At 67.9% G+C, this 22,142-nt stretch carries 17 protein-coding genes; 6 read left to right on the top strand and 11 right to left on the bottom strand.

What is annotated here, in order from left to right; all coding sequences use genetic code 11:
- Nucleotides 1-10: 10 nt before the first annotated feature.
- Genes MNR00_RS01690 through MNR00_RS01680 form a run of 3 tightly spaced genes read right to left on the bottom strand, consistent with a single transcriptional unit; the run spans nt 11 to nt 4,657 of the window.
- Nucleotides 11-1,630, bottom strand: a complete 1,620-nt coding sequence (locus tag MNR00_RS01690) for a thiamine pyrophosphate-dependent enzyme (RefSeq protein ID WP_241927446.1) — start codon at nt 1,628-1,630, stop codon at nt 11-13.
- Nucleotides 1,627-3,300: an amidohydrolase gene (locus MNR00_RS01685; RefSeq protein ID WP_241927445.1), complete on the bottom strand. Its 1,674-nt coding sequence runs from the start codon at nt 3,298-3,300 to the stop codon at nt 1,627-1,629. Before MNR00_RS01685 ends, MNR00_RS01690 begins: the two co-directional genes overlap by 4 nt.
- 1 nt (nt 3,301) lies before the next feature.
- Nucleotides 3,302-4,657 carry an MFS transporter gene (locus MNR00_RS01680; protein WP_241927444.1) on the bottom strand — a complete coding sequence of 452 codons (1,356 nt, stop codon included), beginning with the start codon at nt 4,655-4,657 and terminating at the stop codon, nt 3,302-3,304.
- Nucleotides 4,658-4,941: 284 nt separating this feature from the next.
- Here MNR00_RS01680 and MNR00_RS01675 point away from each other — a divergent pair, with 284 nt between their 5' ends.
- Nucleotides 4,942-5,859, top strand: a complete 918-nt coding sequence (locus MNR00_RS01675; RefSeq protein ID WP_241927443.1) for an Lrp/AsnC family transcriptional regulator — start codon at nt 4,942-4,944, stop codon at nt 5,857-5,859.
- Between the two features lie 15 nt (nt 5,860-5,874).
- Here MNR00_RS01675 and MNR00_RS01670 read toward each other — a convergent pair whose 3' ends face one another.
- The 6 genes from MNR00_RS01670 to MNR00_RS01645 form a co-directional block, all read right to left on the bottom strand.
- Nucleotides 5,875-6,348 (bottom strand): adenylyltransferase/cytidyltransferase family protein, encoded by a 474-nt coding sequence (locus tag MNR00_RS01670; protein ID WP_241927442.1) that lies wholly within the window; start codon nt 6,346-6,348, stop codon nt 5,875-5,877.
- A gap of 118 nt (nt 6,349-6,466) precedes the next feature.
- Nucleotides 6,467-7,723: an Ig-like domain-containing protein gene (locus tag MNR00_RS01665; protein WP_241927441.1), complete on the bottom strand. Its 1,257-nt coding sequence runs from the start codon at nt 7,721-7,723 to the stop codon at nt 6,467-6,469.
- A gap of 124 nt (nt 7,724-7,847) precedes the next feature.
- Nucleotides 7,848-9,356: a family 20 glycosylhydrolase gene (locus MNR00_RS01660; protein WP_241927440.1), complete on the bottom strand. Its 1,509-nt coding sequence runs from the start codon at nt 9,354-9,356 to the stop codon at nt 7,848-7,850.
- Nucleotides 9,353-10,315 (bottom strand): carbohydrate ABC transporter permease, encoded by a 963-nt coding sequence (locus MNR00_RS01655; protein ID WP_241927439.1) that lies wholly within the window; start codon nt 10,313-10,315, stop codon nt 9,353-9,355. The genes MNR00_RS01660 and MNR00_RS01655 overlap by 4 nt, the downstream gene beginning before the upstream one ends.
- The gene (locus MNR00_RS01650) at nt 10,312-11,259 is read right to left on the bottom strand and encodes a sugar ABC transporter permease (protein WP_241927438.1); all 948 of its coding nucleotides are present in this window, start codon (nt 11,257-11,259) and stop codon (nt 10,312-10,314) included. The genes MNR00_RS01655 and MNR00_RS01650 overlap by 4 nt, the downstream gene beginning before the upstream one ends.
- Before the next feature lie 25 nt (nt 11,260-11,284).
- Entirely contained in the window at nt 11,285-12,574 is a 1,290-nt protein-coding gene (locus MNR00_RS01645; protein WP_241927437.1) for an extracellular solute-binding protein, read from the bottom strand.
- A gap of 159 nt (nt 12,575-12,733) precedes the next feature.
- Between MNR00_RS01645 and MNR00_RS01640 the strand changes: the two genes are divergently transcribed.
- Genes MNR00_RS01640 through MNR00_RS01630 form a run of 3 tightly spaced genes read left to right on the top strand, consistent with a single transcriptional unit; the run spans nt 12,734 to nt 16,772 of the window.
- A complete protein-coding gene (locus MNR00_RS01640) occupies nt 12,734-14,161 on the top strand; it encodes a sulfatase (protein ID WP_241927436.1) in 1,428 nt (475 codons plus the stop codon).
- A complete protein-coding gene (locus MNR00_RS01635; protein WP_241927435.1) occupies nt 14,158-15,450 on the top strand; it encodes a glycosyl hydrolase in 1,293 nt (430 codons plus the stop codon). The genes MNR00_RS01640 and MNR00_RS01635 overlap by 4 nt, the downstream gene beginning before the upstream one ends.
- On the top strand, nt 15,450-16,772 hold the full coding sequence (locus MNR00_RS01630) for a sulfatase-like hydrolase/transferase (protein ID WP_241927434.1): 1,323 nt from the start codon (nt 15,450-15,452) through the stop codon (nt 16,770-16,772). Before MNR00_RS01635 ends, MNR00_RS01630 begins: the two co-directional genes overlap by 1 nt.
- Nucleotides 16,773-16,804: 32 nt before the next feature.
- Here the strand turns inward: MNR00_RS01630 and MNR00_RS01625 are convergent, their stop codons facing one another.
- Nucleotides 16,805-17,836 carry a LacI family DNA-binding transcriptional regulator gene (locus tag MNR00_RS01625; RefSeq protein WP_241927433.1) on the bottom strand — a complete coding sequence of 344 codons (1,032 nt, stop codon included), beginning with the start codon at nt 17,834-17,836 and terminating at the stop codon, nt 16,805-16,807.
- Between the two features lie 109 nt (nt 17,837-17,945).
- On the opposite strand from MNR00_RS01625, the gene MNR00_RS01620 reads away from it, so the two are divergent.
- Together MNR00_RS01620 and MNR00_RS01615 are read left to right on the top strand one after the other, a co-directional pair.
- Entirely contained in the window at nt 17,946-20,954 is a 3,009-nt protein-coding gene (locus MNR00_RS01620; RefSeq protein WP_241927432.1) for a glycoside hydrolase family 38 C-terminal domain-containing protein, read from the top strand.
- An 11-nt stretch (nt 20,955-20,965) separates the two neighbouring features.
- On the top strand, nt 20,966-21,187 hold the full coding sequence (locus MNR00_RS01615) for a hypothetical protein (protein WP_241927431.1): 222 nt from the start codon (nt 20,966-20,968) through the stop codon (nt 21,185-21,187).
- A 149-nt stretch (nt 21,188-21,336) separates the two neighbouring features.
- Here MNR00_RS01615 and MNR00_RS01610 read toward each other — a convergent pair whose 3' ends face one another.
- Nucleotides 21,337-22,044: a hypothetical protein gene (locus tag MNR00_RS01610; RefSeq protein ID WP_241927430.1), complete on the bottom strand. Its 708-nt coding sequence runs from the start codon at nt 22,042-22,044 to the stop codon at nt 21,337-21,339.
- Nucleotides 22,045-22,142 lie beyond the last annotated feature (98 nt).

Raw genomic sequence — 22,142 nt, 5'->3', positions numbered from 1 at the left:
GGTTCCTGTCTCAGAGGGCGAACGTCGACTGGTCGATGTGGACGATCTGCAGGCCGCCGTCCGCGACGGCGCCCTGCACGGCGTCGGCGAGCTCGGCAGCCGAGCCGACGCGACGGCCGGCGCCTCCGAACGCGGTGCCGAGCGCAGCCCAGTCGGGCTGGACGAGATCGACGCCGATCGGTGCGATGCCGGCATCCGCCTCGTTCTGCTTGATCTCGGCGTACCCGCCGTTGTCGACGACGATCACGGTGACATCGAGTTGCTGCTCGACGACCGTGATCATCTCCTGCATCGAGAACATCAGCGCTCCGTCGCCGGTGACGACGAAGGCCGGACGCGTGTCGTCGGCGATGCGAGCGCCGAGGGCGGCCGGCAGCCCGTAGCCGAGCGTGGCGTAGGTCGCCATGTACGGCATCGAGTTCGGCTTCGACACCCGCAGCACGTTCATCAGACCCCAGTAGGCAATCTGCGACGAGTCAGTGGCGACGACGGCGTCTGCGGGCAGCGCGTCGGCGATGACCGCGGCGAGCGCCGCGTTCGCCGGCGACAGCTCGTGGGTCTCGGCGCGCACGGCGTCGAGGGTCTCGGCGACGCGGGCGTCTGCCCGCGGTGCGCCGTCGCCGAGTTCCGTCAGGAGGGCTGCGAGGGCGGATGCGGCGTCGCCGACGATCCCGATGTCAGCGTGCTGGTTCTTATCGATCTGCGAGGCGAGCAGGTCGATGCGGATGACGGTGCCGCCGGCATCCAGCCGGTCCACCCAGAGCTCGGCCTCGCCGAGCTTCGAGCCGACGACCAGCAGCACGTCGGCGTCGCGCGCACGGTTGCGGGCGGCGGCGAGACGCAGGTTGGAGCCGAGCGAGAGCGGGTGGTGCTCGTCGAGCACGCCCTTCGCGTTCGCGGTCGTGACCACCGGTGCACCGAGCCGCTCGGCCAGCGCGCGCAGGGCGGCTCCGGCGCGGCGGGAGCCGCCGCCGGCGAGGATGACAGGGTCGCTCGCGGCTGCGAGCAGCCGCGCCGCCTCGGCGATCGCCTGCGAGTCGGGGGCCGGGGCAGGCGGGAACGCGCGCACGGCCAGGTCGTCGGCGGTGAGTCCCACGGCCTCTTCCTCGAGCAGGTCGAGGGGGACCTCGATGTAGACCGGACGCGGGCGGCCGGTCGCGAACAGCGCGAATGCGTCGTGCACCGCGGCGACCGCTTCGGCGGCGCTGGTGACACGACGACCCCACTCCACGACGGCGGATGCTGCCGCGAGCTGGTCCTTGGTCTCGTGCAGCGTGCCGACGTCGGCGAACTCGCTGCCGCGGGCAGGGCCGGGAGAGAGGATGATCATCGGCCGCGACTCGCAGTAGGCGGTACCCGCTGCCGACAGCGCGTTGAGCAGGCCGGGACCGCTGGTGGTCACGACGACCCCCGGCAGCCCGGTCTGCAGCGACCAGCCGTCCGACCCGTACCCGGCGCCCTGCTCGTGCCGGGTGGTGACGGGCCGGATGCCGAGAGCGGGCAGCGGCCGGTAGAACTCGAGGTTGTGGGTGCCCGGGATGCCGAACACCGTGTCGATGCCGTAGGCCCGCAGGGCCTCCATGATCACCCAGCCGGTGGTGCGCCTGGTCTCGGTCTGCATGACGGTCATCCTTCCTGGCTCCGATATTTCACACTGCCGTCGACCCAGGTCTCGAGCACCGGAATGGCGGCGATGCTCTCCCCGTCGACCACCAGCGGGTCTGCGCCGAGCACGACGAAGTCGGCGCGCTTGCCGGGGGTCAGCGAGCCGAGCTCGTGATCCCTGCCGAGCGAGGCGGCCCCCTCGAGCGTGTGCCCGCGCAGCGCATCCGCGGCGCTGATGCGCAGCGAGTCAGGGCCCAGCTTGTGCCCGCGACGGGTCACCCTGGTCACCGCCGCCTGCAGCGCCTCGAGCGGTCGGGGCTCTGCGACAGGGGCATCCGACGAGATCGTGACCGGCACCCCGGCCTCGAGGAACTCGCCGAGCGGGTTGAACCGCTCGCCGGGGGTGCCGATGGCCTGCTCCACTCCCTCACCCCAGTTGTAGTAGTGCTGGGTCTGGTTCACGGGACGGATGCCGAGCTCGGCCATCCGCCGGATCTCAGCCGCATCGGGCAGACCGCAGTGCTCGATGCGGTGCCGTGCGTCCGCGTCCGGGCGCTCGCCGAGTGCCTGCTCGATGGCATCCACCACCATCTTGATCGCGGTGGGCGACTGCGCGTGTGTGGCGGTCTGCAGGCCTGCTCGGTGCGCCTTGCTCACCAGCTGGGTGTACTCCTCCGGCGAGTGGTAGAGCTGCCCGGTGCGGCAGGGATCATCGCGATAGCCCTCTGGGAAGTACGCCGTCCAGCCGCCGAGTGTGCCATCGGCGTATAGCTTGATGCCGGCGGCCGAGAGGAACGCGTTGCCGAACGGCCCGGTCAGGCCGAGGTCGATGGCCTGGTCGAGCAGGTGCGAGAGGAAGTACATCGACACTCGCAGGTCGAGCGCCCCTCGGTCGGCGAGCGCCAGGTAGGCGGCGAACTCACGCTGCGACACCTGCGCGTCGCCGATCGTGGTCACACCGCCGGCGAGGAACTCGCGCTGCACCGCGTCGAGCTGGCGCTGATGCTCGGCGGGCTCGTCGCCGAGGTGGAAGTTCGGGCCGTGATGGCCGACCTTCACCCCGTGCAGCCCGGTGAGCACGTTGCATGCGGCATCCGACAGCTCGCCGGTCAGCTCGCCGTCCGCGTCGCGGAAGAACTCGCCGCCGTCGGGGTTGGGGGTGTCGCGGGTGATGCCGTACTTCTGCAGCGCGTAGGAGTTCACGACGCCGCCGTGGCCGGAGGCGTTCATGATGTACACCTCGCGATCCGTTGCGATCAGGTCGAGCTCCTGCCGAGTGGGATGGCGGCGCTCGGCCAGGTTGCGCTGTTCGTAGCCGTAGCCGCGCAGCGGTGCGCCCGGCGCCAGGGTCTCGGCACGTGCTCGCATGAGCTCGATGATCTCGGGGATCGAGGCGGCGAGATCGGGGCCGATGTCCACCCAGGTCAGCAGCTGCCCGTACATCAGGGGGTGCGCGTGCGCGTCGACGAAACCGGGGACGATGGTCGCGCCGGGGTGGTCGCTGCGCACCGGGTCAAGACCCGCCGCCTCGGCCGCGGCCGCGACCTCGTCAAGAGAGCCCACCGCCAGGATGCGCCCGCCGACGGTGAGCATCGCCTCGGCATGAGGATGCTGCTCATCGACGGTGTGGATGTTCTCTGCGGTCACGATCGTCGCGACGGCGTCGCGCGAATCGTAGGTCGCCAGTCGGCGCATTTCAGCTTCTCCGGACGTTGCGGATGGTGGTGGTGTCCTTGCGAGCGGCGAAGGATGCGGTGACGGGCGCGACATCGGAATGCTGCGGTGCGAACACCGCGCCGAACAGGGCGACCGCCGAGAGCACCCCGAAGAAGCCGACCACGGACCAGAAGTTTCCGGTCGCGACCAGCAGCCCTGCCGCGATCGCCGGCGACAGCCCGCCCCAGACGGCTGCGCCGATGCCGTACGACAGCGACATCGAGGTGTATCGCGCCTGTGGGCGGAACATCTGCGTCATCACGGTCGAGAGCGATGCCCAAGCACCGCTGAGCGTCAGTCGCAGCACCGACACCAGCAGGAAGATCATGCCGACCTGGTGGTTCTGGATGACGAAGACGAGGGGGATGAACACGATGAACGACAGCACGATGCCGAGGTAGATGATCGACTTGCCGCCCCACTTGTCGCCGAGCAGCGCCAGCGGCAGCGTCACGATCGTCTCGACGAACGAGGCGACCGTCATCGCACCCAGGATGATGGCGGCCGAGAGACCGACCTCTGGGCTGATCGCGAAGTTCTGCACGAAGGTCGTCGCGATGACGTACCCGCCGGAGGACATGGCCACGATGCAGAAGCCGAGCAGCATCGGCCACCAGTTGTTCTTCAGGGCGAACAGGATCGGGGTGGATTGCTTGTGACCCTCGATCTTCTGCTCGAACACCGGCGTCTCCTCGACGCGGAAGCGCACCCAGAGACCGACGCCGATCAACACGATGCTGAACAGGAACGGCACGCGCCAGCCCCAGCTGAGCAGCACGTCATCGCCCATCGCGGCCAGGATCCAGAACGCGGCGGATGCCATCAGCGCACCCAGCGGGTTGCCGAGCTGCGTGAAGCCGCCGTAGAACACCTTGTACTTCGGCGGAGCGCTCTCCACCGACATCAGGCTCGCGCCGCCCCACTCGCCGCCGACGGCCAGGCCCTGCGCCATGCGCAGGATGATCAGCAGGACCGGTGCCGCCAGCCCCCAGGTCGCGTAGTCGGGAAGACAGCCGACGAGCACAGTGGCGACACCCATGATCAGCAGGGTGATGGTGAGCGCGGGCTTGCGACCGATCTTGTCGCCGATGTGGCCGAAGATGATGCCACCGAGCGGACGCATGAAGAACGCCACGGCATAGGTGCCGAACGAGGCGAGCGTGCCCAGTGCGTGATCGACCTCGGGGAAGAACACCTGGGGGAAGACGATGGCGGCGGCCGTCGCGTAGACGTAGAAGTCGTACCACTCGATCGAGGTGCCGGCCAGGGCTGCGAAGCCGGCCCGGAGGGCTCGGCGGTGCGAATGCACAACCGGCTGGGCTGCGGAGGTGGTCATACAGGGCTCCCTTGCTCTGTCAGGGTGGGGCAGCCATGGGCGGCTGCTGCGTCGGGGATGTGCCGACTATAGGCCCGATCCGCACGCAGATCCACACGTCGAGCGCCCCGTTGACCGCACATCTGCGCTAGTGTTTCCGCCAAACGACTTCACTCACGGGTGCAAGGCGCCACTATGCCGACGATCTGTAGCATCCGATCGGCAGATCCGGCGAATTCGCACCCCGTCGACAACTGGAGGATGCCATCAGCCTGGACAGCTCCCCCGCGCGCCCCGACCGCGACGTGGACGATCTGGACGGCAGGCTCATCCACGCCCTCCAGGAGAATGGTCGCACCAGCATCCAAGACCTCTCCCGGCTGCTGGATGCGCCTCGCGACTTCGTGTCGCTTCGACTGCGCTCGCTCACCGAGCGCGGCGGGCTGAGGATCGTCGCTGCACTCGACCCCGGCTTCGCCGGCCATCACGTGCTCACTCACGCCATGGTGAGCCTGACTGGCGCCGCCCGCCCTGTGGCCGAGCAGATCGCGGACATCAGCGACGCGGTGTTCGTGTCGCTGGTGAGCGGATCGCGGCCGCTCGTGTTCGAGTCACGCCACGGCGACGACCGGCAGCTGCACGCGATGCTGGAGCAGGTGCGCCGGATCCCCGCCGTGCAGCAGGTGAAGGTGACGACCTACGCCGATGTGCTCAAGGGCTTCTTCGTCGCCGAGTCACGCACTGACATCACGCTGGACGAACTCGACGAGCGCCTGATCGCCGCGCTGCAGAGCGATGGGCGCGCCAGCTACCAGGAACTCGCCCACACAGTTCACCTGTCACCGTCATCGGCCCGAGCACGGGTGCGCCGCCTCATCGATGCCGGTGTCATCCGCATCTCCGCCATCCCCTCCGGCGGACTCTCGCGCAATCGGCTCGCGGTCGGCGTCGGCGTGACGCTCCGCGATGACGCGGAGCCGGTGCGCCAGTACATCCTCGAGCAGCGGGCGATCGAGTTCGCGGCGCGGACGCACGGCGTCTACGACTTCATCGCCACGATCGCCGGTTCGTCCTCAGCCGGCGTGCTGGCCGTGCTCGAGGAGCTGCGCGCACTCCCCGAGGTGGGCGCGCTGGAGAGCTGGACCCACCTCGACATCGTCAAGGAGGATTACGCACGGTCGCTGGGTCGCGTCGTGCGACCGAACGCGACGCACGCGTCGTGACGCCGGTTTCGGGCGTCAGCCGCGCGAGAGGCGCTCGGCTTCCTTCGCCGCGACGATCTTGCGCAGGCCCGAGCTCGAGAAGCGGTGGTTGCGGCTGTTGAAGTACAGCTCGATGCCGGCCTCTTCGCAGTACGCGCGTCCGGTGAAGTCGCGATCTTCGTACTCGTCGCCGACGATGCGCACGTCGAGCTTGAACGAGCGCAGGATGTCCTCGAGGTCCTGTTCGGTGGAGTACGGCACGATCTCGTCGACGTACTCGCAGCCGCGCAGCTGGATGTAGCGCTCGACGACCGTCTGGGTCGGAGCGTTCTTCTCGGGGCGGTCGAGCGTGGGGTCCATCTGCAGACCGCAGATCAGGTAGTCGCACTGCCGCTTCGCCTCGGCGAGCATCATGATGTGCCCGGCGTGCAGCAGATCGAAGGTGGAGAAGGTGATTCCCACTCGCGGGCCCGGGTTGTAGTCCACGTGCTTCTTCGGTGTCTCGGTCATGGTGATCCTCTCGGGTCGTGCCTTGGAGAGTCTATTCGGGTGCAGCGGCACCCGCGGCCCGCGCAGGACGGCGGGGTGGGACCGCGTCCCACCCCGCCGCTCTCACATCTCGGCTCGGTCAGCGATCCATCGGGCGGAAGCGCACGTCGACCGCGTCGGATGATCCGGTGTTGCCGAGCTTCTGAGTGACGCTGGCGGTCTGCGGCACGGTGAGCTTGCGATCGAGGACGATCGTCCAGCTTCCGTCCACGGCGGCCGTGGTGGATGCTGCCGAGGGCACGCGCCCCGGCCCTGCGACCGACACCTCGACCGTGGCCCCGGGCGCGCCGATGCCGCTGAGGGTCACGCGATCCGCTGCGAGGGCCGCTTCGGGCGCATCCGGTGCGACGCCTGCGGCGTCATCCTGCACGGCGGCGAGGTTCTTCATCCACGTGAACGAGGTCGGGGTGATCGTGTTGTCGCCCCAGACCTTTCCGTCGCGGTCGACGGCGTACGAGAAGAATCCGCCCTTGGTGCCGACCTCCGGCTGCCAGGTCGCGTACTTGTGCGCCGTGAAGCCTGCAGCCGTCGCCGGGTCGTAGAGACCCTCGGCGTCACCCCAGTGGGTGCGATCCTGCTCTTCCGGGAACGAGAAGCCGGGCAGGAACTGGCAGGGCGCGATGTCATCGGCGAACGTGTTCCACGTCGACTGCATCCGCGTGACGTCGCGGCCGTACGCCTGCAGCAGCACGAAGGACACATTGCTCGAGACGGCCTCGAACAGGTCGGTGCTGCCGGTCTGGTTCGTGTCGAAGATGAAGAGCTTGTCGGTGCCGGACTTCGGCCCGATCAGCTCGCCAAGCGCGTTGAACACGCCGATCGCACGCGTGAGGTCGTCGCCGCGGGGGTACGACTCCACGTCGACGTCGATGCCGTCCAGCCCGTAGGGCGTCACGTAGGTGTCGACGAGCTCCTGGGCGTACTCCTGGTACGCGGCATCGGTCAGCGGGATGTCGGCCTTCGCCAGGTCATCGATCCATAGCGTGTAGACGGCGCGGGTTCCCTGGGCGTGCAGCGCCGGCACGTACTCGTCGCGCAACGTGTCCCAGTAGTCGGTGTCGGCCGTGTCGCCGGCGTCGAACACCATCGCCACGTCGATCTCGGTGGGCAGGTCGCTCATGCGCGTGACGTTGGGGTCGGGCAGGTTCGAGTTCGCGTTCTGAGGCACCGTCACATCGCGCCAGGTGCGGTAGTACGCCATCGTCAGCGGTTCGGCTTCGCAGTGCGCCGTGTTGCCGACGGGAGCTGGGGACTCCTCGGCCATGGCGGGTGCAACGCTGAATGCCGCAAGGCCGGTGAGGACTGCACCGAGGCCCAGTGCTGTCGTTCTCTTCATGTCACTTCTCTCTTCTTCGAGTGGGGATCTCTTGAATCGAATCGCCGCGATCCCGAACGAGATGAGGTCCGGAACTATAGCGATTTAGTGAACCGTAGCAGAGGGTGTCAGCGTTCGGTCGCGGCTACTCGCCGCGTGTCTGGCCGATCGCCGCGTCCAGCGCGACGAACTCGTCGAGAGACAGCGCGCTGCCGCCGTTCCAGCCTCGCTCCGCCATCGCGCGAAGGGGTGATCGGATGCCCGCTGCCGCCTCTTCGACGGTCTGAGCGTCCGGTCGGTCGGACCAGATCGCAAACGAGCAGCCGAGCAGCAGGTCGGGGTACGGGGCCACGAGCTCCTGCCGCCGCGTGGCCTGCCCGCCAGCACCCCACAGCGCGGGGAACAGCCCCGGGTGCCAGTCGGCCTCCCAGATGCGCTGCGCAGACGGATAGCGATAGCCGGCGTTCTCGCCGAGCACGTAGTAGAACAGCGCATCGTTGACGTTCACGATCCGGTGGCCGGCGGCGACAGCATCCGACACTGGGCGCATCTCGGCGTGCCAATTCGTCCACCACGTCAGCTCGACCTCAGGGTCGAGCTGCACGATCTCGCTGCGCAGCATCCCGTCGTTCCATGCGCGCGGCTGCAGGCCGAGGCCGCGCAGGTGCGCGGCGATCCTGTTCACGAAGTCGGTCAGCAGGTCGAACCCGGTGCCGCTCTCGCCATAGCGCGCGTGCGCGGCATCCGTCAGCGCCGGATAGTCCTCGATGCGCTCGAACGCGACGAACTCGTCGCCGCCGAGATTCCATCGCGTGCTGTGCGGGAACACGCCCACCATGTCGTCGATCAGCCGGCAGGCGAAGTCGACTGACTCGTCGCGGGTGATGTCGAGGGCGTGGTCGGTGCCGATGATCCCGGCTTCGGCGGGGTCTTCCGGATCGGTTCCAGGCGGCAGACGCAGGTCGGGATGCGCCGAGAGCACCTGACGCAGATGCCCGGGCATGTCGAGCGAGGGGACCACATCGATGTGCAGCGACCGCGCTGTCTCGATGATCTGCGCCGCCTCTGCGCGCGTGATGTGCTCGGCCGAGACGACCTCAGGAAAGGCCTGCGACTCCAGGCGGAACCCCTCGTTCTCAGAGAAGTGCCACTGGAACACGTTCACCCCGACGTCTGCTGCATCGTGCAGCAGCGCGATGATCCAGTCCGCCGGATAGTGCTTGCGCGCGGCATCGACATGGATGCCGCGCTCGCCGACGGCCGGTGCGCCGGCGACCTGTCCGCGTGGGACGAAGCCCTGCGCGCTCAGATTGTGCAGCAGCTGCCTGGTGGCGCGGAAGACGCCGACGTCGGATGCTGCGGTGATGACGACCCGGTCGGCGATGTCGATCGCGTAGGCCTCGTCGGGAACGGCGACTCCCCCCGGAACCAGTGCCGTGCCCGACGAGGCGGCCTGTGGCGCTGCGCGACGCAGCACGATGCGGGACTCCTGTCCCGGCTCGATGCCGAGGGCGGCGAGCTCGACGCGCAGTCTCGCCGCCTCCGCGGCGAAGCCGTCGTCCTCGACGACGACCTCGACGGCGGAGGGCGACCACCGATCGTCGGTCAGCTGCACCGATGACGGCTGCGGCAGGGCGAGCCAGCGGACGGTCATCCCTTGACGCTGCCCTCTTCCACGCCCTTGAAGAACTGTTTCTGCAGGACGGCGAAGAGGAAGATGATCGGCACGAGCGCGATCATCGTGCCCGCGGCTATGACACGGGGGTTCGCGCCGAAGGTGGAGTTCAGGTAGTCCATGCCGACGGTCAGCGTGTAGTTGGCCGGGTCCGAGAGCACCACCAGAGGCCAGAGGAACTCGTCCCACGAGCCGATGAAGGCGAACAGAGCGACGACCGAGACCATCCCGCGGATGTTCGGCCACACGATGTGACGGAGCCGCTGCAGGGTGTTCGCGCCGTCGATGGTCGCGGCATCCAGGGTGTCGGCCGGGATCATGCGGCACGCAGCGGTCATCAGCAGCACGTTGATCGCCGCGATCGCCCCTGGCAGGAACACGCCCCACAGGGTGTTGGCGAGCCCGAGCGACTTCACCGTCAGGTACTGGCTGGTCAGGGTGACCTCGCCCGGCAGCAGCAGGGTCGAGAAGAAGATCACCATGATGATGCCCTTGCCGCGGAACTTCAGGCACCCGAGGGCGTAGCCGCCGAGGGTGGCGAAGATCACGTTGGTGATCACCGTGCCGACCGCGATCACGAGCGAGTTGCGGGCGTAGTCCAGCACCGGGATCGTGCGGAACACCTCGGTGTAGTTGTCCCACGTCGGCGCCTGTGGGATGAGCGAGGGCGGGAAGTCGTAGATGTTCTCGGTCGCGCCCTTGAACGAGGTGGAGAGCTGCCATACGAACGGGAAGACCATCACGACGAAGATCGCGATCATCAGCGCGTACTTGCCGATGAGGCCGCCGAGGGAGGGCTTCAGGATGTCGACCGATCCCTTGGTGCGGTACGGCTTCTCCTTGTGGCGCGGTTCGCGTGCGGCGCCGCCTCGCCTCTTGATGCTCTCCTCGGTCTGCTCGACCAGGCCCGTCGTCTCGCGGGATCCCATCAGGCTCATGCCGCGACCTCCTCGTCACGCTTGGCGGCGCGCATCGCGCGACGCGCACGCCGGTTGTTCACCATTTCGCGGATCATGTCGCCGTTGTTGGCGATGCCGACGATCAGCAGCGGCACCAGGGTGAGCAGGAACAGCACGATCGAGATCGCCGATGCGTAGCCGATCTGGCCGTTCAGCCCCTTGCCCATGGACTGGATGAGCATCACCATGCTCATCGATTGGCCACCAGGCCCGCCGGACCCGCCGGAGAGCACGTAGAGCTCGGTGAAGACGCGCATCGCGGCGACGCAGATCAGCACCGAGACCAGCATCATCGGTCCGCGGACGCCGGGCACGGTGACGGACCAGAACCGGCGCCAGGCGCCCGCTCCGTCCATGGCGGCCGCCTCGTGCAGCTCGCGCCCGACGCTGCCGAGGGCGGCGAGGTACACGACCATGTAGTAGCCGAGTCCCTTCCACACCGTGAGGCCGATGGCGCACAGGATCAGCAGCCAGCGGTCCGAGAGGAACTCGATCGGCCGGTCGGCCAGCCCGAAGAACTTCAGTGCGGCGTTGATCGTTCCGGTGCTGGAGAACAGGAATTCCCAGACGATGGCGACCACCACGGCCGAAGCGATCACCGGGAAGTAGAAGGTCGTGCGGAAGAAGCCGATACCCGGCACCTTCCGGTGCACGAGCAGCGCCAGCAGCAGCGGGATGAACGTCAGCAGGGGCACGCACACCGCAACGTAGACGAGCGACGTGGTCAGTGCGTAGCCGAAGCGCTCATCGCCGCCGAGCTTGGCGAAGTTGTCCAGTCCCACGAATTGGACCGGTCGGAGAGGGCGAGCATCCGTGAACGCGAGCACCACCGTGTTCAGGAACGGCCACAGTGCGAACACCACGACCCAGATCACACCTGGCAGTACCAGCAGGTACGGCGTGTACCAGCGCTGTCGTCTCATCTGCTCACCCTCTCCGCATCACCGATCAGTCGGTGGCGTTCTCGTTGGCGTAGTCCTGACCCTTCGTCAGGGCCTCCTTCGCCGTGATGTCGCCGCGCACGGCGAGGGCGATCTGCTGCTTGGCGTAGGTGTTCATCGCCTCGGAGAAGCCGGGGGCACCCGGGGTGCGAGCGGAGTCCATCTGCGCCGCGGCGAACTTCGTCGCCTCAGCCTGCTCGGGGTTCTGCGCGGTCTCGGCGAATGCCTCGGGGTCGTCGTTCGCTGCCTTGGTGCCGGGGAAGAAGCCGGCTGCGAGCTTCACGAACTCGATCTGGTTGGCCGTGTCGGTGACGTACTCGGCGAATGCCATGGCCGTCGCCGGGTTCTTGCTGGTGGCGCCGACGCTGATGCCCTGCAGGAAGAGCGGGGCGTCGCCGAAGCCGCCGCTGACCTTGACATGCGGAAGCAGGTTCGGGGCGTTGACCGCCACGTCCTTGTCGATGTAGTTCGGGCCGGCCGTGGTCCACGCGACAGTCGACTTGTTGAAGTTGTTGACGTTCGCGTTCGCGGCGCCGGCGTTCTGCAGCGCCTCGGGGCTGACGCCACCTGCCTTGTAGAGCTCGGCGTAGCGCTCGATGATCGCCTCGGCCTCAGGGGTGTCGAAGAGGAACGTGCCGTCCTTGAGGAAGGGGTACTCGTCGCCCATGTCGGTGACCATCCACTGCAGCGACTTGACGTCGGGGATGTCCGACATCATCTGCACACCCTCGGCCGCGAGCTTGTCTGCGGCGTCGAGAGTGGCGGAGAAGTCCGCCGGCGGTGCGGTGATGCCGGCCTTGGCGAGCAGCTCCATGTTCCAGTAGTTCAGGTTGGTGCCGAGGTACCACGGGAAGCCGTAGGTGCCCTCGAGCCCGTCGTAGGTGTAACCGGCGAGACCGCCGTCGACGTAGTCGCCGATGACCTTGGAGTCCTTCTTCAGGTCGACCAGCTGTCCGGCCTTGGCGAGCTCAGCCGCGTACTCCGGGGGCAGGTTGACGACATCGGGAAGTTCGCCGGACTCTGCCTGCTGCAGGATCTTGTCCTCGTAGCCGTCGGCCGGCTGGTCGATCCACTTGACCTTGACGCCCTCGTGCTCCTTCTCGAACGAGTCGATCACGTTCTCGAAGTAGGGGGTGAACTTGTCGTTCTTCAGCGACCACGTCTGGAACGTGATCTCGCCTGTGATCTCGCCGTCCGCCGAGCCACCGCTCTGGGGGGCGCCGGCACCGGTGCAACCGGCAAGGACGAGAACGACCGATGCCGCGGCACCCGCGGCGAGAATCGATCGGATCTTCATGGGCATTCTCCTTCGAAGTGGCCAGGAGCCTCAGCGGGTGTGCTCGGGCATCCTTTACTAAAGCGATATAGTACGGTAAGTATTGCACAGGACACAACCCGCGTCCAACGCCCTGGAATCACACCTGCATAACTCCGCATCGCCGACAAGGAGGCCACGATGAGCGTGCACAGACGACCCAATTTCGTGTTCATCCTCACCGACGATCACGCCTCGAACGCGATCAGCGCCTACGGATCGGTCGTGAACACCACCCCAGGCATCGACGCGATCGCCGAGGCCGGAATGCGCTTCGATCGCGCACTGGTCGAGAACTCGCTGTGCACCCCCAGCCGCGCGGCCATCCTCACCGGCACCTACAGCCACACCAGTGCGGTGACCACTCTCTCGACGCAGCTGTCGAACGATCATGAGACGTTCATCACGGCGCTGAAGGCCGCCGGGTACCGCACCGCGATGTTCGGCAAGTGGCACCTCGGTCATGGTGAGGGCTACGACCCGACCGGCTTCGACCACTGGGAGGTGCTGCCCGATCAGGGCGAGTACTTCGACCCGCAGTTCCTCACCGCTGACGGCCCAGTGCAGCATGAGGGGTATGTCACCGATGTCCTCACTGAGAGGGCGCTCTCCTGGATGGCCGAGCAGGGCGACGAGCCGTACTGCGTGCTGGTCTGGCACAAGGCGCCGCATCGCCCGTGGCTGCCGCATCCGCGTCACAGCGACCTGTTCACCGACCCGATCCCGCTGCCGCCGACGTTCGATGACGACTACGAGGGCCGGGGCACACCAGCGCACCACGCCACGATGCGCATCGCCGACTACCTGGCCGACGTCGACCTCAAGCAGCAGCCGCCGACCGAGCTCGACTATGCCGAGCGCGCCGTGTGGAAGTACCAGCGCTACATGCAGGACTATCTGCGCTGCGTGGCCGCCGTCGATGAGAGCGTGCAGGCGCTCACCGGCTTCCTGACCGAGAACGGCCAGTTCGATGACACCGTCACGGTCTACGGATCCGATCAGGGCTTCTACCTCGGCGAGCACGGCTGGTTCGACAAGCGCTTCATGTACGAGGAGTCGCTGCGGATGCCACTCGTGCTGAGCTATCCATCGCGGGTCGCCGCAGGCCGGGCATCCGACACCCTGGTCTCGAACGTCGACATCGCGCAGACCATCCTCGACTTCGCCGGCGTCGCCGCCCCCGCCGCCATGCAGGGCGCGAGCCTCGCCCCGATGCTGACCGGCGAAGACCCCGCACCGGTGCGCGCCGCGCACTACTACCGGTTCTACGAGCACGACGACCACATGCACCACGTGTGGGCGCACTACGGCATCCGCACCGAGCGGTACAAGCTCATCTACTTCTACGCCGACGGCATGGGACTGCCCAACGCGAGCAACGTCACCTACCCGCCAGAGTGGGAGCTGTTCGATCTCGAGAAGGATCCTCACGAACTGCACAGCATGCACCTCGACCCCGCATATTCGGGCATCCGGGACGAGCTGACCCTGCAGCTGTGGGATCTGCAACTCGCGCTCGGCGACTCCCCGCATCCTCGACAGCCCGTTCCGGAAGGACGCACTTCATGAGCCCCGACACCCCTCTGCGCTTCGGTGCGAACTACACCCCGGCGACGGAGTGGATGCACTCCTGGCTGTCGCTGAACCTGGACGACGTGCGTCGCGACTTCGCCGGCCTCGCCGAACTCGGCATGGACCACGTGCGCATCTTCCCGCTGTGGACGGTGCTGCAGCCGAACCGCACCCTGATCCGCGAGCAGGCCGTCGCCGACGTGCGCGCGGTGGTCGACGTGGCGGCCGAGTTCGGGATGGATGCCAGTGTCGACGTCATCCAGGGGCACCTGTCGAGCTTCGACTTCGTGCCGTCGTGGCTGTACACCTGGCACGACAAGAACATGTTCACGCACCCCGATGCCCTCAGCGGCCAGGTCGCTCTGGTCGAGCGGCTCGGTGCTGCGCTGGGCGGCGCCGACAACTTCCTCGGCTTCACGCTGGGCAACGAGACCAACCAGTTCTCGGCCGAGACCCACCCGCACCAGTGGCCCGTCACCCCGGCAGAGGCGGCGAACTGGATCACCACGCTGCTCGACGCGGCCGATCGCTCCGCGCCGCGGCAGGAGCACGTGCACAGCGAGTACGACGCCGCCTGGTACATGGACGGGCACGGCTTCACGCCCGCCCACGCGTCGCGCCTCGGCGCCATGACGACCGTGCACTCCTGGATCTTCAACGGCACCGCGCAGCGGTACGGCGGCACGTCCCTGGCATCCGATCGTCATGCCGAGTACATGATCGAGCTGTCGCGCGCGTTCGCGACCGACCCGAACCGGCCCATCTGGCTGCAGGAGGTCGGGGCACCCTCGAACTGCCTGACGCCGGAGGAGACCCCCGGATTCCTGGAGGCGACCGTGCGGTCGGCCGCACGAACGGAGAATCTCTGGGGCGTCACCTGGTGGTGCTCGCATGACGTCAGCCGGTCGCTCGCCGACTATCCCGAGCTGGAGTACTCGCTGGGGCTTATCGCGAACGACGGCACGGCCAAGCCGATCGGCAGGCGCTTCGCTGAGATCATCCCCGAACTGCGCTCGCGTCAGGCGACGCCGGCCCGCACGCTCGGCATCGTCGTCGAGGTGGACGACGACGAGATCCCGGTCAGCCGCGGAGCGATGAGCCCGGGCGGCGCGATCTTCCAGGCATGGGTGGATGCCATCAGTGACGGCGTCGACCCTGCCTTCGTCACGTCGAAGGACGCGTCGGATGCCACTGTGCTCGCAGCCCGCGGCATCACCGAGCTGCTGCGCCCCGATCTCACGAAGGGCGTCGGAACGTACTCCTCGAACAACACCGTCGTGAGCTGATGGGCCGTCCGAACGTCGTCGTCATCTACGCGGACGACCTGGGCTACGGCGACGTCGGATGCTTCGGCAGCGACGACGTGCGCACGCCGCACCTCGACGGACTCGCCGCCCGTGGCATCCGTCTGACGGATTGGTATTCGAACTCCCCGGTGTGCTCCCCGTCGCGCGCGGCGCTGCTCACGGGGCTCCACCCGGTGCATGCCGGGGTGCAGGAGATCCTCGGCGGCAAGCGCGGCACCCCTGGCCTGCCCGAGCAGCCGACGCTGGCCACACGATTGCGTGATGAGGGCTACCGCACCGGCATCTTCGGCAAGTGGCACCTCGGGGTCGGTGACGGGTACCGCCCGCTCGACCGCGGATTCGAGCGCCACTTCGGCTTCCTCGCCGGCTGCGTCGACTACTACTCGCACATCTTCTACTGGGGGCAGGGCGTCAATCCGGTGCACGACCTGTGGGACGACGGCGAGGAGGTGTACGACAACGGCCGGTACCTGACCGAGGTCATCGCCGAGAAGGCGGTCGACTTCATCGCCGGCGCGGGCGACGAGCCGTTCTTCGCGTACGTGCCGTTCAACGCGCCGCACTACCCGATGCACGCACCCGCCGAGTATATGGATCGGTTCCCCGGCCTGCCCGATGACCGTCGCATCATGGCCGCGATGATCGCCGCGATGGATGACGGGGTCGGCCGGATCCTCGATGCCCTGGACGCTGCGGGCATCGCCGATGACACGATCGTGTTCTTCTCGTCTGACAACGGCCCGTCGACCGAGAGCCGCAACTGGCTGAACGGTGAGGAGATCGACTACCAGGGCGGTTCGAGCGGCGGCCTTCGCGGCAACAAGGGTTCACTGTTCGATGGCGGCATCCGCGTGCCGGCGATCATCTCGTGGCCGGCCTGCCTGCCGCAGGGCGTCTCGCTGACTGCGCCGGCGACCATGATGGATCTTCTGCCGACGCTGCTCGAGGCCGCCGGCGCCCCTGCCGCTGAGGGCATCGACGGGCAGAGCGTTCTCGAGGTGCTGCGAGGAGCGGATGCCGATGAGCGCACCCTGCTCGATGAGCGCACCCTGTTCTGGGAGTACGGTCCGCAGCTGGCCGCCCGTCGAGGGCGGTACAAGCTGACACTGTCGGCACGGGAGCATCTCGGTGGGCCGTTCGATCCGGCCAGCAGCATCCTCGTCGACCTCACAGCCGACCCGGCCGAGACCACGGATGTGTCTGCCCAGCATCCGACCATCGCCGCCGCCCTGCGCGCAGACCTGCTTGGCTGGGCAGCGGAGTTCGGCTGGGATCCGGTGTCCTGGCTTCCGCGGTCCTGACGGCGGCGTGACGCGGCCTGGCGCCGGGGCGATCAGGCGCCGGGGCGGGACGTGCTCTCGCGCACGGACAGCGTCGGTCGTGGCCCTTGCCGATCGCGCGGTGCGTCGGCGGAGTCGAGTCGCGCGAGCAGCAGCTCGGCAGAGCGGACGCCCAGCTCGAACGTGTCGCGCGTGAGGGCGGTGATCGACGGATGCACAAGCCCCGCGACCACTGAGTCGTCGAAGGATGCCAGCGACAGCGCCCCCGGCACGGCGATGCCCATCTCCTGCGCGACCCGAAGCCCCGCGATGCACATCACGTCGTTGTCGAAAACGATCGCACTGGGGCGCTCGGTGCGACTGAGCAGCTTGCGCGCGGCGGCCGATGCCTCGGCCGGCGAGAAGTCCGTGGCGATCGTCTCGCCGTCGACCCCCCGTGCCGCCAGCCCCTCCAGGACGTCCGCGCGGATGCGCGTGTGCTGGAAGACGGCCGGACCCGAGACATAGGCGACGCGGCGGTGCCCGAGCCCGGCGACGTAGTCGAAGACGGTGTGCGCCGCCTCGGCGTCATCCAGCCAGACCGCCACCGTGCCGTCGTCATCGCCGGCGGGCGGCGCACTGCCGATCACCACGGCCGGCAGCTGCACATCACGCAGCACCGGCAGCCGGGGGTCGTCGTCGCGCGGGTCGAGCATGATCACTCCGTCGACCTGGTTCGCGCTGCTCCAGCGCCGGTAGGTCGAGATCTCGTCCTCGATCGTGGGCACCACCACCAGCTGCAGCCCGATGCGCCGCGTCGCGAGCGACGACTGCGCGCCGGCGATGAGCTCGGTGAAGAAGGCCTCCGTGCCGAGCGTCCGCGCGGGGCGGTTGACGGCGAGCCCGATCACACCGGCCTTCGCGCCCACCAGCGCGCGCGCTGTCGAGCTCGGCTGCCAGCTGTGGCGATCCGCGATCTCGAGAATGCGCTGACGCGTCTCCTCGCTCACCCCGGGGCGCCCGTTCAGCGCGAAGGAAACCGCGCCGGGAGAGACCCCCGCCTCTCGCGCGATGTCCGCGATGGTGACACGCTTGGACCGTGACATAGACTCACCGTACTAGATCGTTTTAGTTGCTCGTCCCCAGTGCGAGCACTTCCCCACATTCTTACGTACAATCCGCCACCCCACATTCCGCCACCCGGAGGACACACCGATGCACGAAGAGACCTCGCTCACCGTCGGACGCGTGAACCGCGTCCTCACCGAGCGCGTGCGGCCCGCCATCCACTCGGCGCGCGTCCCGCTCGAGATCACCGCGAACCAGCTGCCCGGCGAGCCGATCGCCCCGGCCGACGGCCTCGCCCTCGAGTTCGAGCCGTTCAGCGCCGGCACCATGTGGGGCCCGGCCTGGAGCACCACCTGGTTCCGCGTGCGCGGCGAGGTGCCGGCGGACTGGGCAGGCAAGCGCATCGAGGCGCTCATCGATCTCGGCTTCGACATCAACATGCCCGGCTTCCAGTGCGAGGCGCTCGCGTACCGCCCCGACGGCACGCCCCTGAAGAGCATCAACCCGCGCAACCAGTGGGTGGCCATCGACGCCGAGCCGGGCAGTGCCGTCGAGTTCTACCTCGAAGGCGCATCGAACCCGGTGCTGCTCGACTACCACCCCTTCCTGCCGACGCAGGAGGGTGACATCCAGACCTCGTCCCCCGAGCCGCTGTACCGCGTGCGGCACATGGACCTCGCCGTGTTCGAGCCGGAGGTGTTCGACCTGTCCCTCGACCTCGAGGTGCTCATCGAGCTGCAGGCAGAGCTGCCCGAGACCTCCCCGCGCCGGATGCGCATCCTGCAGGCGCTCGACAACGCGCTGGATGCGCTCGACCTGCAGCGCATCGTCGAGACCGCGTCGGATGCCCGTGCCCAGCTGACCGAGGTGCTGGCGTCCCCCGCCGACGCGAGCGCGCACCGCATCGCCGCCATCGGTCACGCGCACATCGACTCCGCCTGGCTGTGGCCGGTGCGCGAGACGATCCGCAAGGTCGCCCGCACGACCTCGTCGATGACGACGCTCATCGACGAGCAGCCCGACTTCAAGTACGGCATGTCCAGCGCGCAGCAGTACGCCTGGATCAAGGAGCACCGCCCCGAGGTCTGGGAGCGCGTGAAGGCAGCCGTCGCCGACGGGAAGTTCCTGCCCCTTGGCGGCATGTGGGTCGAGTCCGACACCGTCATGCCCACCGGCGAGTCACTGGTGCGCCAGTTCTCGCACGGCCAGCGCTTCTTCGAGCGTGAATTCGGCATCCGGTCGAAGGGCGTCTGGCTGCCGGACAGCTTCGGCTACTCCCCCGCGCTGCCGCAGCTGATGCGCCGCGCCGGCTTCGAGTGGTTCTTCACGCAGAAGATCTCGTGGAACCAGCGCAACGTCTTCCCGCACCACTCGTTCCTGTGGGAGGGCATCGACGGCTCGCGGATGTTCACGCACTTCCCGTCGATGGACACGTACAACTCGCAGCTGAGCGGCATGGAGGTCGCGAAGGCCTCCCGCCAGTTCAAGGAGAACCGTGTCGGCACGATGTCGATCGCCCCGGTCGGCTGGGGTGACGGCGGCGGCGGCACGACCCGCGAGATGACCGGAAAGGCGTCGCGTCTGGCCGACCTCGAGGGCTCGGCGAAGGTCGAGTGGAAGCACCCTGACGAGTTCTTCGACGACGCTCGCGCCGAGCTGACCGACCCCGCCGTCTGGGTCGGCGAGCTCTACCTCGAGCTGCACCGCGGCACCCTCACCAGCCAGCACGCCACCAAGGCGCTGCACCGCTGGGCGGAGCAGGCGCTCATCGAGGCCGAGCTGTGGGCGGCGACCGCTGCCGTGCAGCACGGCACCGAGTACCCGTACGAAGAGCTCGACCGGCTGTGGCAGCTCGTGCTGCTGCACGAGTTCCACGACATCCTGCCCGGCACCTCGATCGCGTGGGTGCACCGCGAAGCCGTCGAGGTGCTGACGGGTGTGATCTCGGATGCTGAAGAGCTGTCCACCGCGGCACGCGACGCCCTCGCAGGCGAGGGTGACACGCTGCTGCGCTTCACTCCGACCTCGCTCACGGCAGCATCCGATGACCGCGCTCTCGGCGCCGTCGCCGTCACCGCCGCCGACTTCGGCAGCGGCCCGGCGACTCTCACCGAGCTGCCGGACGGCTTCCGCCTGGAGAACGACCTGGTCTCGGTCGTCGTCTCGGCAGAGGGTCTGATCATCTCGGCGATCGACAAGGCCACCGGCCGCGAGACGATCCCCGCCGGCAAGCCCGCCAACCTGTTCCAGATGCACCAGGACTTCCCCAACATGTGGGATGCATGGGACATCGATCGGTACTACAAGAACCGGGTCGACGACCTGACCGGGGTCGCATCGATCTCGGCATCCGTCATCGACGGCGCGGCGACCGTTCTGATCAAGCGGGAGTTCTCGAAGTCCACGATCGAGCAGACCATCGTGCTCCGAGCCGACTCGCGCACGGTGCTGCTGATCAACGACATCGACTGGAACGAGACCGAGAAGCTGCTCAAGCTCGCCTTCCCGCTCGACCTCTTCGCGCGCGAGACGCTGGCCGAGACGCAGTTCGGCTTCCAGCGCCGGGTGACGCATGTGAACACCAGCTGGGAGGCTGCGAAGTTCGAGACCTCGATGCACCGCTTCGTGCTCGCGCAGGAGGACGACGGCTTCGGCGCCGCCCTCGTGAACGACTCGATCTACGGCTTCGACACGTCGCGCGAGGTCGACGGTGATGACATCACCACGACCGTGCGCCTCTCGCTGCTGCGCGCTCCGCGCTTCCCCGACCCGGACACCGACCACGGCCACCACGAGATCGAGGTCGGCTTCGTGATCGGCGCTGATGCCGCCATCGCCACCGCGGAGGGCATCAAGCTCAACGCGCCGGCGACGCTGGTCCGCGGAGCGAACGAGGTCGAGCCGCTGGTCTCGGTGACCGGCGAAGGCATCGTGGTGTCGTCGGTGAAGCTGGCCGACGACCGCTCCGGCGATGTCATCGTGCGCGTGTACGAGTCGCTCGGTCGCCGCACCACGGGGGCGCTGTCGGTCGGGTTCGCGCACTCGGGCATCCGCGAGGTCTCGCTGATCGAGGACGACCTCGACGACGCTCGCACGGGCGGCAAGCTGTCGCTGCGCCCGTTCGAGGTGCGCACCGTGCGCATCACCCGCGCCTGAGGCGCGCTGACGTGGGCGGCGCGCTGCGCGCCCGCCCGGAAAAGGCGATCCGCCGTGAGCAGGTCGATTTCTCAGAGATCGACCTGCTGCGAGCGGATCGCCTTTCTCGTCAACAGCGTCGGATGCCCGGAATCGGTGCGACAGGGCCTGCGGCACCTGTCGTCTTGTCAATCGCTGAGGAATGGCGTTTCTTTCGCATCGAATCCGCCATAAGAGTGGTGAACCCTGAGTGAGGCTGGAGGTAGACCTCATCCACGCGCAAAGGAGCCACTCATGGAACGCGACGACAGCACCCTCTTCGACAGCGACGCCCACCTGCACATCGGCCGCCCCTACTGGTTCGACAAGCACCCCTCGCAGGCCGAAGGCGAAGACTTCTGAGCTAACGCTGAGCAGACCCCTCTTGGAATTCCGGGAGGGGTCTTCTCGTCTCTGCAGGCTCGTCGCGCCCCGCGCGGATGCCCAGCACGATGGCCAGCATGCCGAGGAGCCCAGTGCTGATCACCGGCAGGTAGACGACGCTGAACCCGCCCAGGACGTACGCTCCCCCAGATACCGCGGATCCGAAGACGATCGCGACGAGAAACGCCACCGACGGCGCCCAGCACCAGGGCGCTGGCACCGCACGCACCAGGCCGATCGCAAGTGCCGCGGTGAATGTGAGTGCGAAGACCGCGAGGTAGTAGGGGATGAACACGGCGGTCCAGGCGTCTTCCGCGGCGTGTGTGCTCGTCGGAAGATCGGGCAGACGGGTGGACAGGTACCACGCTGCCGCCGGCGAGGCGACGATGATCTGCAGGATCACCAAGATCGTGGCGAATGGTCGACGGCCGGTGATGCTGCCCGCACGGCCGAGGCCGATCACCAGAATCAATGCGCCGATCCCCCACAGCCAATCCTTGATGTAATACGCCCAGGCCGGCGACTCGCCGACGATGCCGGCACGATACGTGAGCACCCGCACCAATACGACCAGCGCCGACAGCACCAGCAGCGCGCCGCCGATCACCCAGGTGCGCCGTCTCGCCCGGTTGTCGCGTGCGACAGCATCCGATTCGATCAGCGATCCAGCGTCCGACAGTGCACTCATGCGCTCACTCTAGCCAGCGCACTTCCGTCGCCGCCCCTGCACAACGCCGCCGCCCCTGCTGAATCGCGTCGTCCAGCAGGGGCGGCGACGATCAGCAG

This window comes from Microbacterium sp. H1-D42, assembly GCF_022637555.1.
In the GTDB taxonomy this organism is placed as follows: domain Bacteria; phylum Actinomycetota; class Actinomycetes; order Actinomycetales; family Microbacteriaceae; genus Microbacterium.
This window is presented reverse-complemented; position numbering and strand designations above follow the sequence as displayed.

Coding starts and splice junctions, on each gene's coding strand:
- MNR00_RS01690 (WP_241927446.1), bottom strand. CDS start 1,630: ATGACCGTCATGCAGACCGAGACCAGGCGCACCACCGGCTGGGTGATC.
- MNR00_RS01685 (WP_241927445.1), bottom strand. CDS start 3,300: ATGCGCCGACTGGCGACCTACGATTCGCGCGACGCCGTCGCGACGATC.
- MNR00_RS01680 (WP_241927444.1), bottom strand. CDS start 4,657: ATGACCACCTCCGCAGCCCAGCCGGTTGTGCATTCGCACCGCCGAGCC.
- MNR00_RS01670 (WP_241927442.1), bottom strand. CDS start 6,348: ATGACCGAGACACCGAAGAAGCACGTGGACTACAACCCGGGCCCGCGA.
- MNR00_RS01665 (WP_241927441.1), bottom strand. CDS start 7,723: ATGAAGAGAACGACAGCACTGGGCCTCGGTGCAGTCCTCACCGGCCTT.
- MNR00_RS01660 (WP_241927440.1), bottom strand. CDS start 9,356: ATGACCGTCCGCTGGCTCGCCCTGCCGCAGCCGTCATCGGTGCAGCTG.
- MNR00_RS01655 (WP_241927439.1), bottom strand. CDS start 10,315: ATGAGCCTGATGGGATCCCGCGAGACGACGGGCCTGGTCGAGCAGACC.
- MNR00_RS01650 (WP_241927438.1), bottom strand. CDS start 11,259: ATGAGACGACAGCGCTGGTACACGCCGTACCTGCTGGTACTGCCAGGT.
- MNR00_RS01645 (WP_241927437.1), bottom strand. CDS start 12,574: ATGAAGATCCGATCGATTCTCGCCGCGGGTGCCGCGGCATCGGTCGTT.
- MNR00_RS01640 (WP_241927436.1), top strand. CDS start 12,734: ATGAGCGTGCACAGACGACCCAATTTCGTGTTCATCCTCACCGACGAT.
- MNR00_RS01635 (WP_241927435.1), top strand. CDS start 14,158: ATGAGCCCCGACACCCCTCTGCGCTTCGGTGCGAACTACACCCCGGCG.
- MNR00_RS01630 (WP_241927434.1), top strand. CDS start 15,450: ATGGGCCGTCCGAACGTCGTCGTCATCTACGCGGACGACCTGGGCTAC.
- MNR00_RS01625 (WP_241927433.1), bottom strand. CDS start 17,836: ATGTCACGGTCCAAGCGTGTCACCATCGCGGACATCGCGCGAGAGGCG.
- MNR00_RS01620 (WP_241927432.1), top strand. CDS start 17,946: ATGCACGAAGAGACCTCGCTCACCGTCGGACGCGTGAACCGCGTCCTC.
- MNR00_RS01610 (WP_241927430.1), bottom strand. CDS start 22,044: ATGAGTGCACTGTCGGACGCTGGATCGCTGATCGAATCGGATGCTGTC.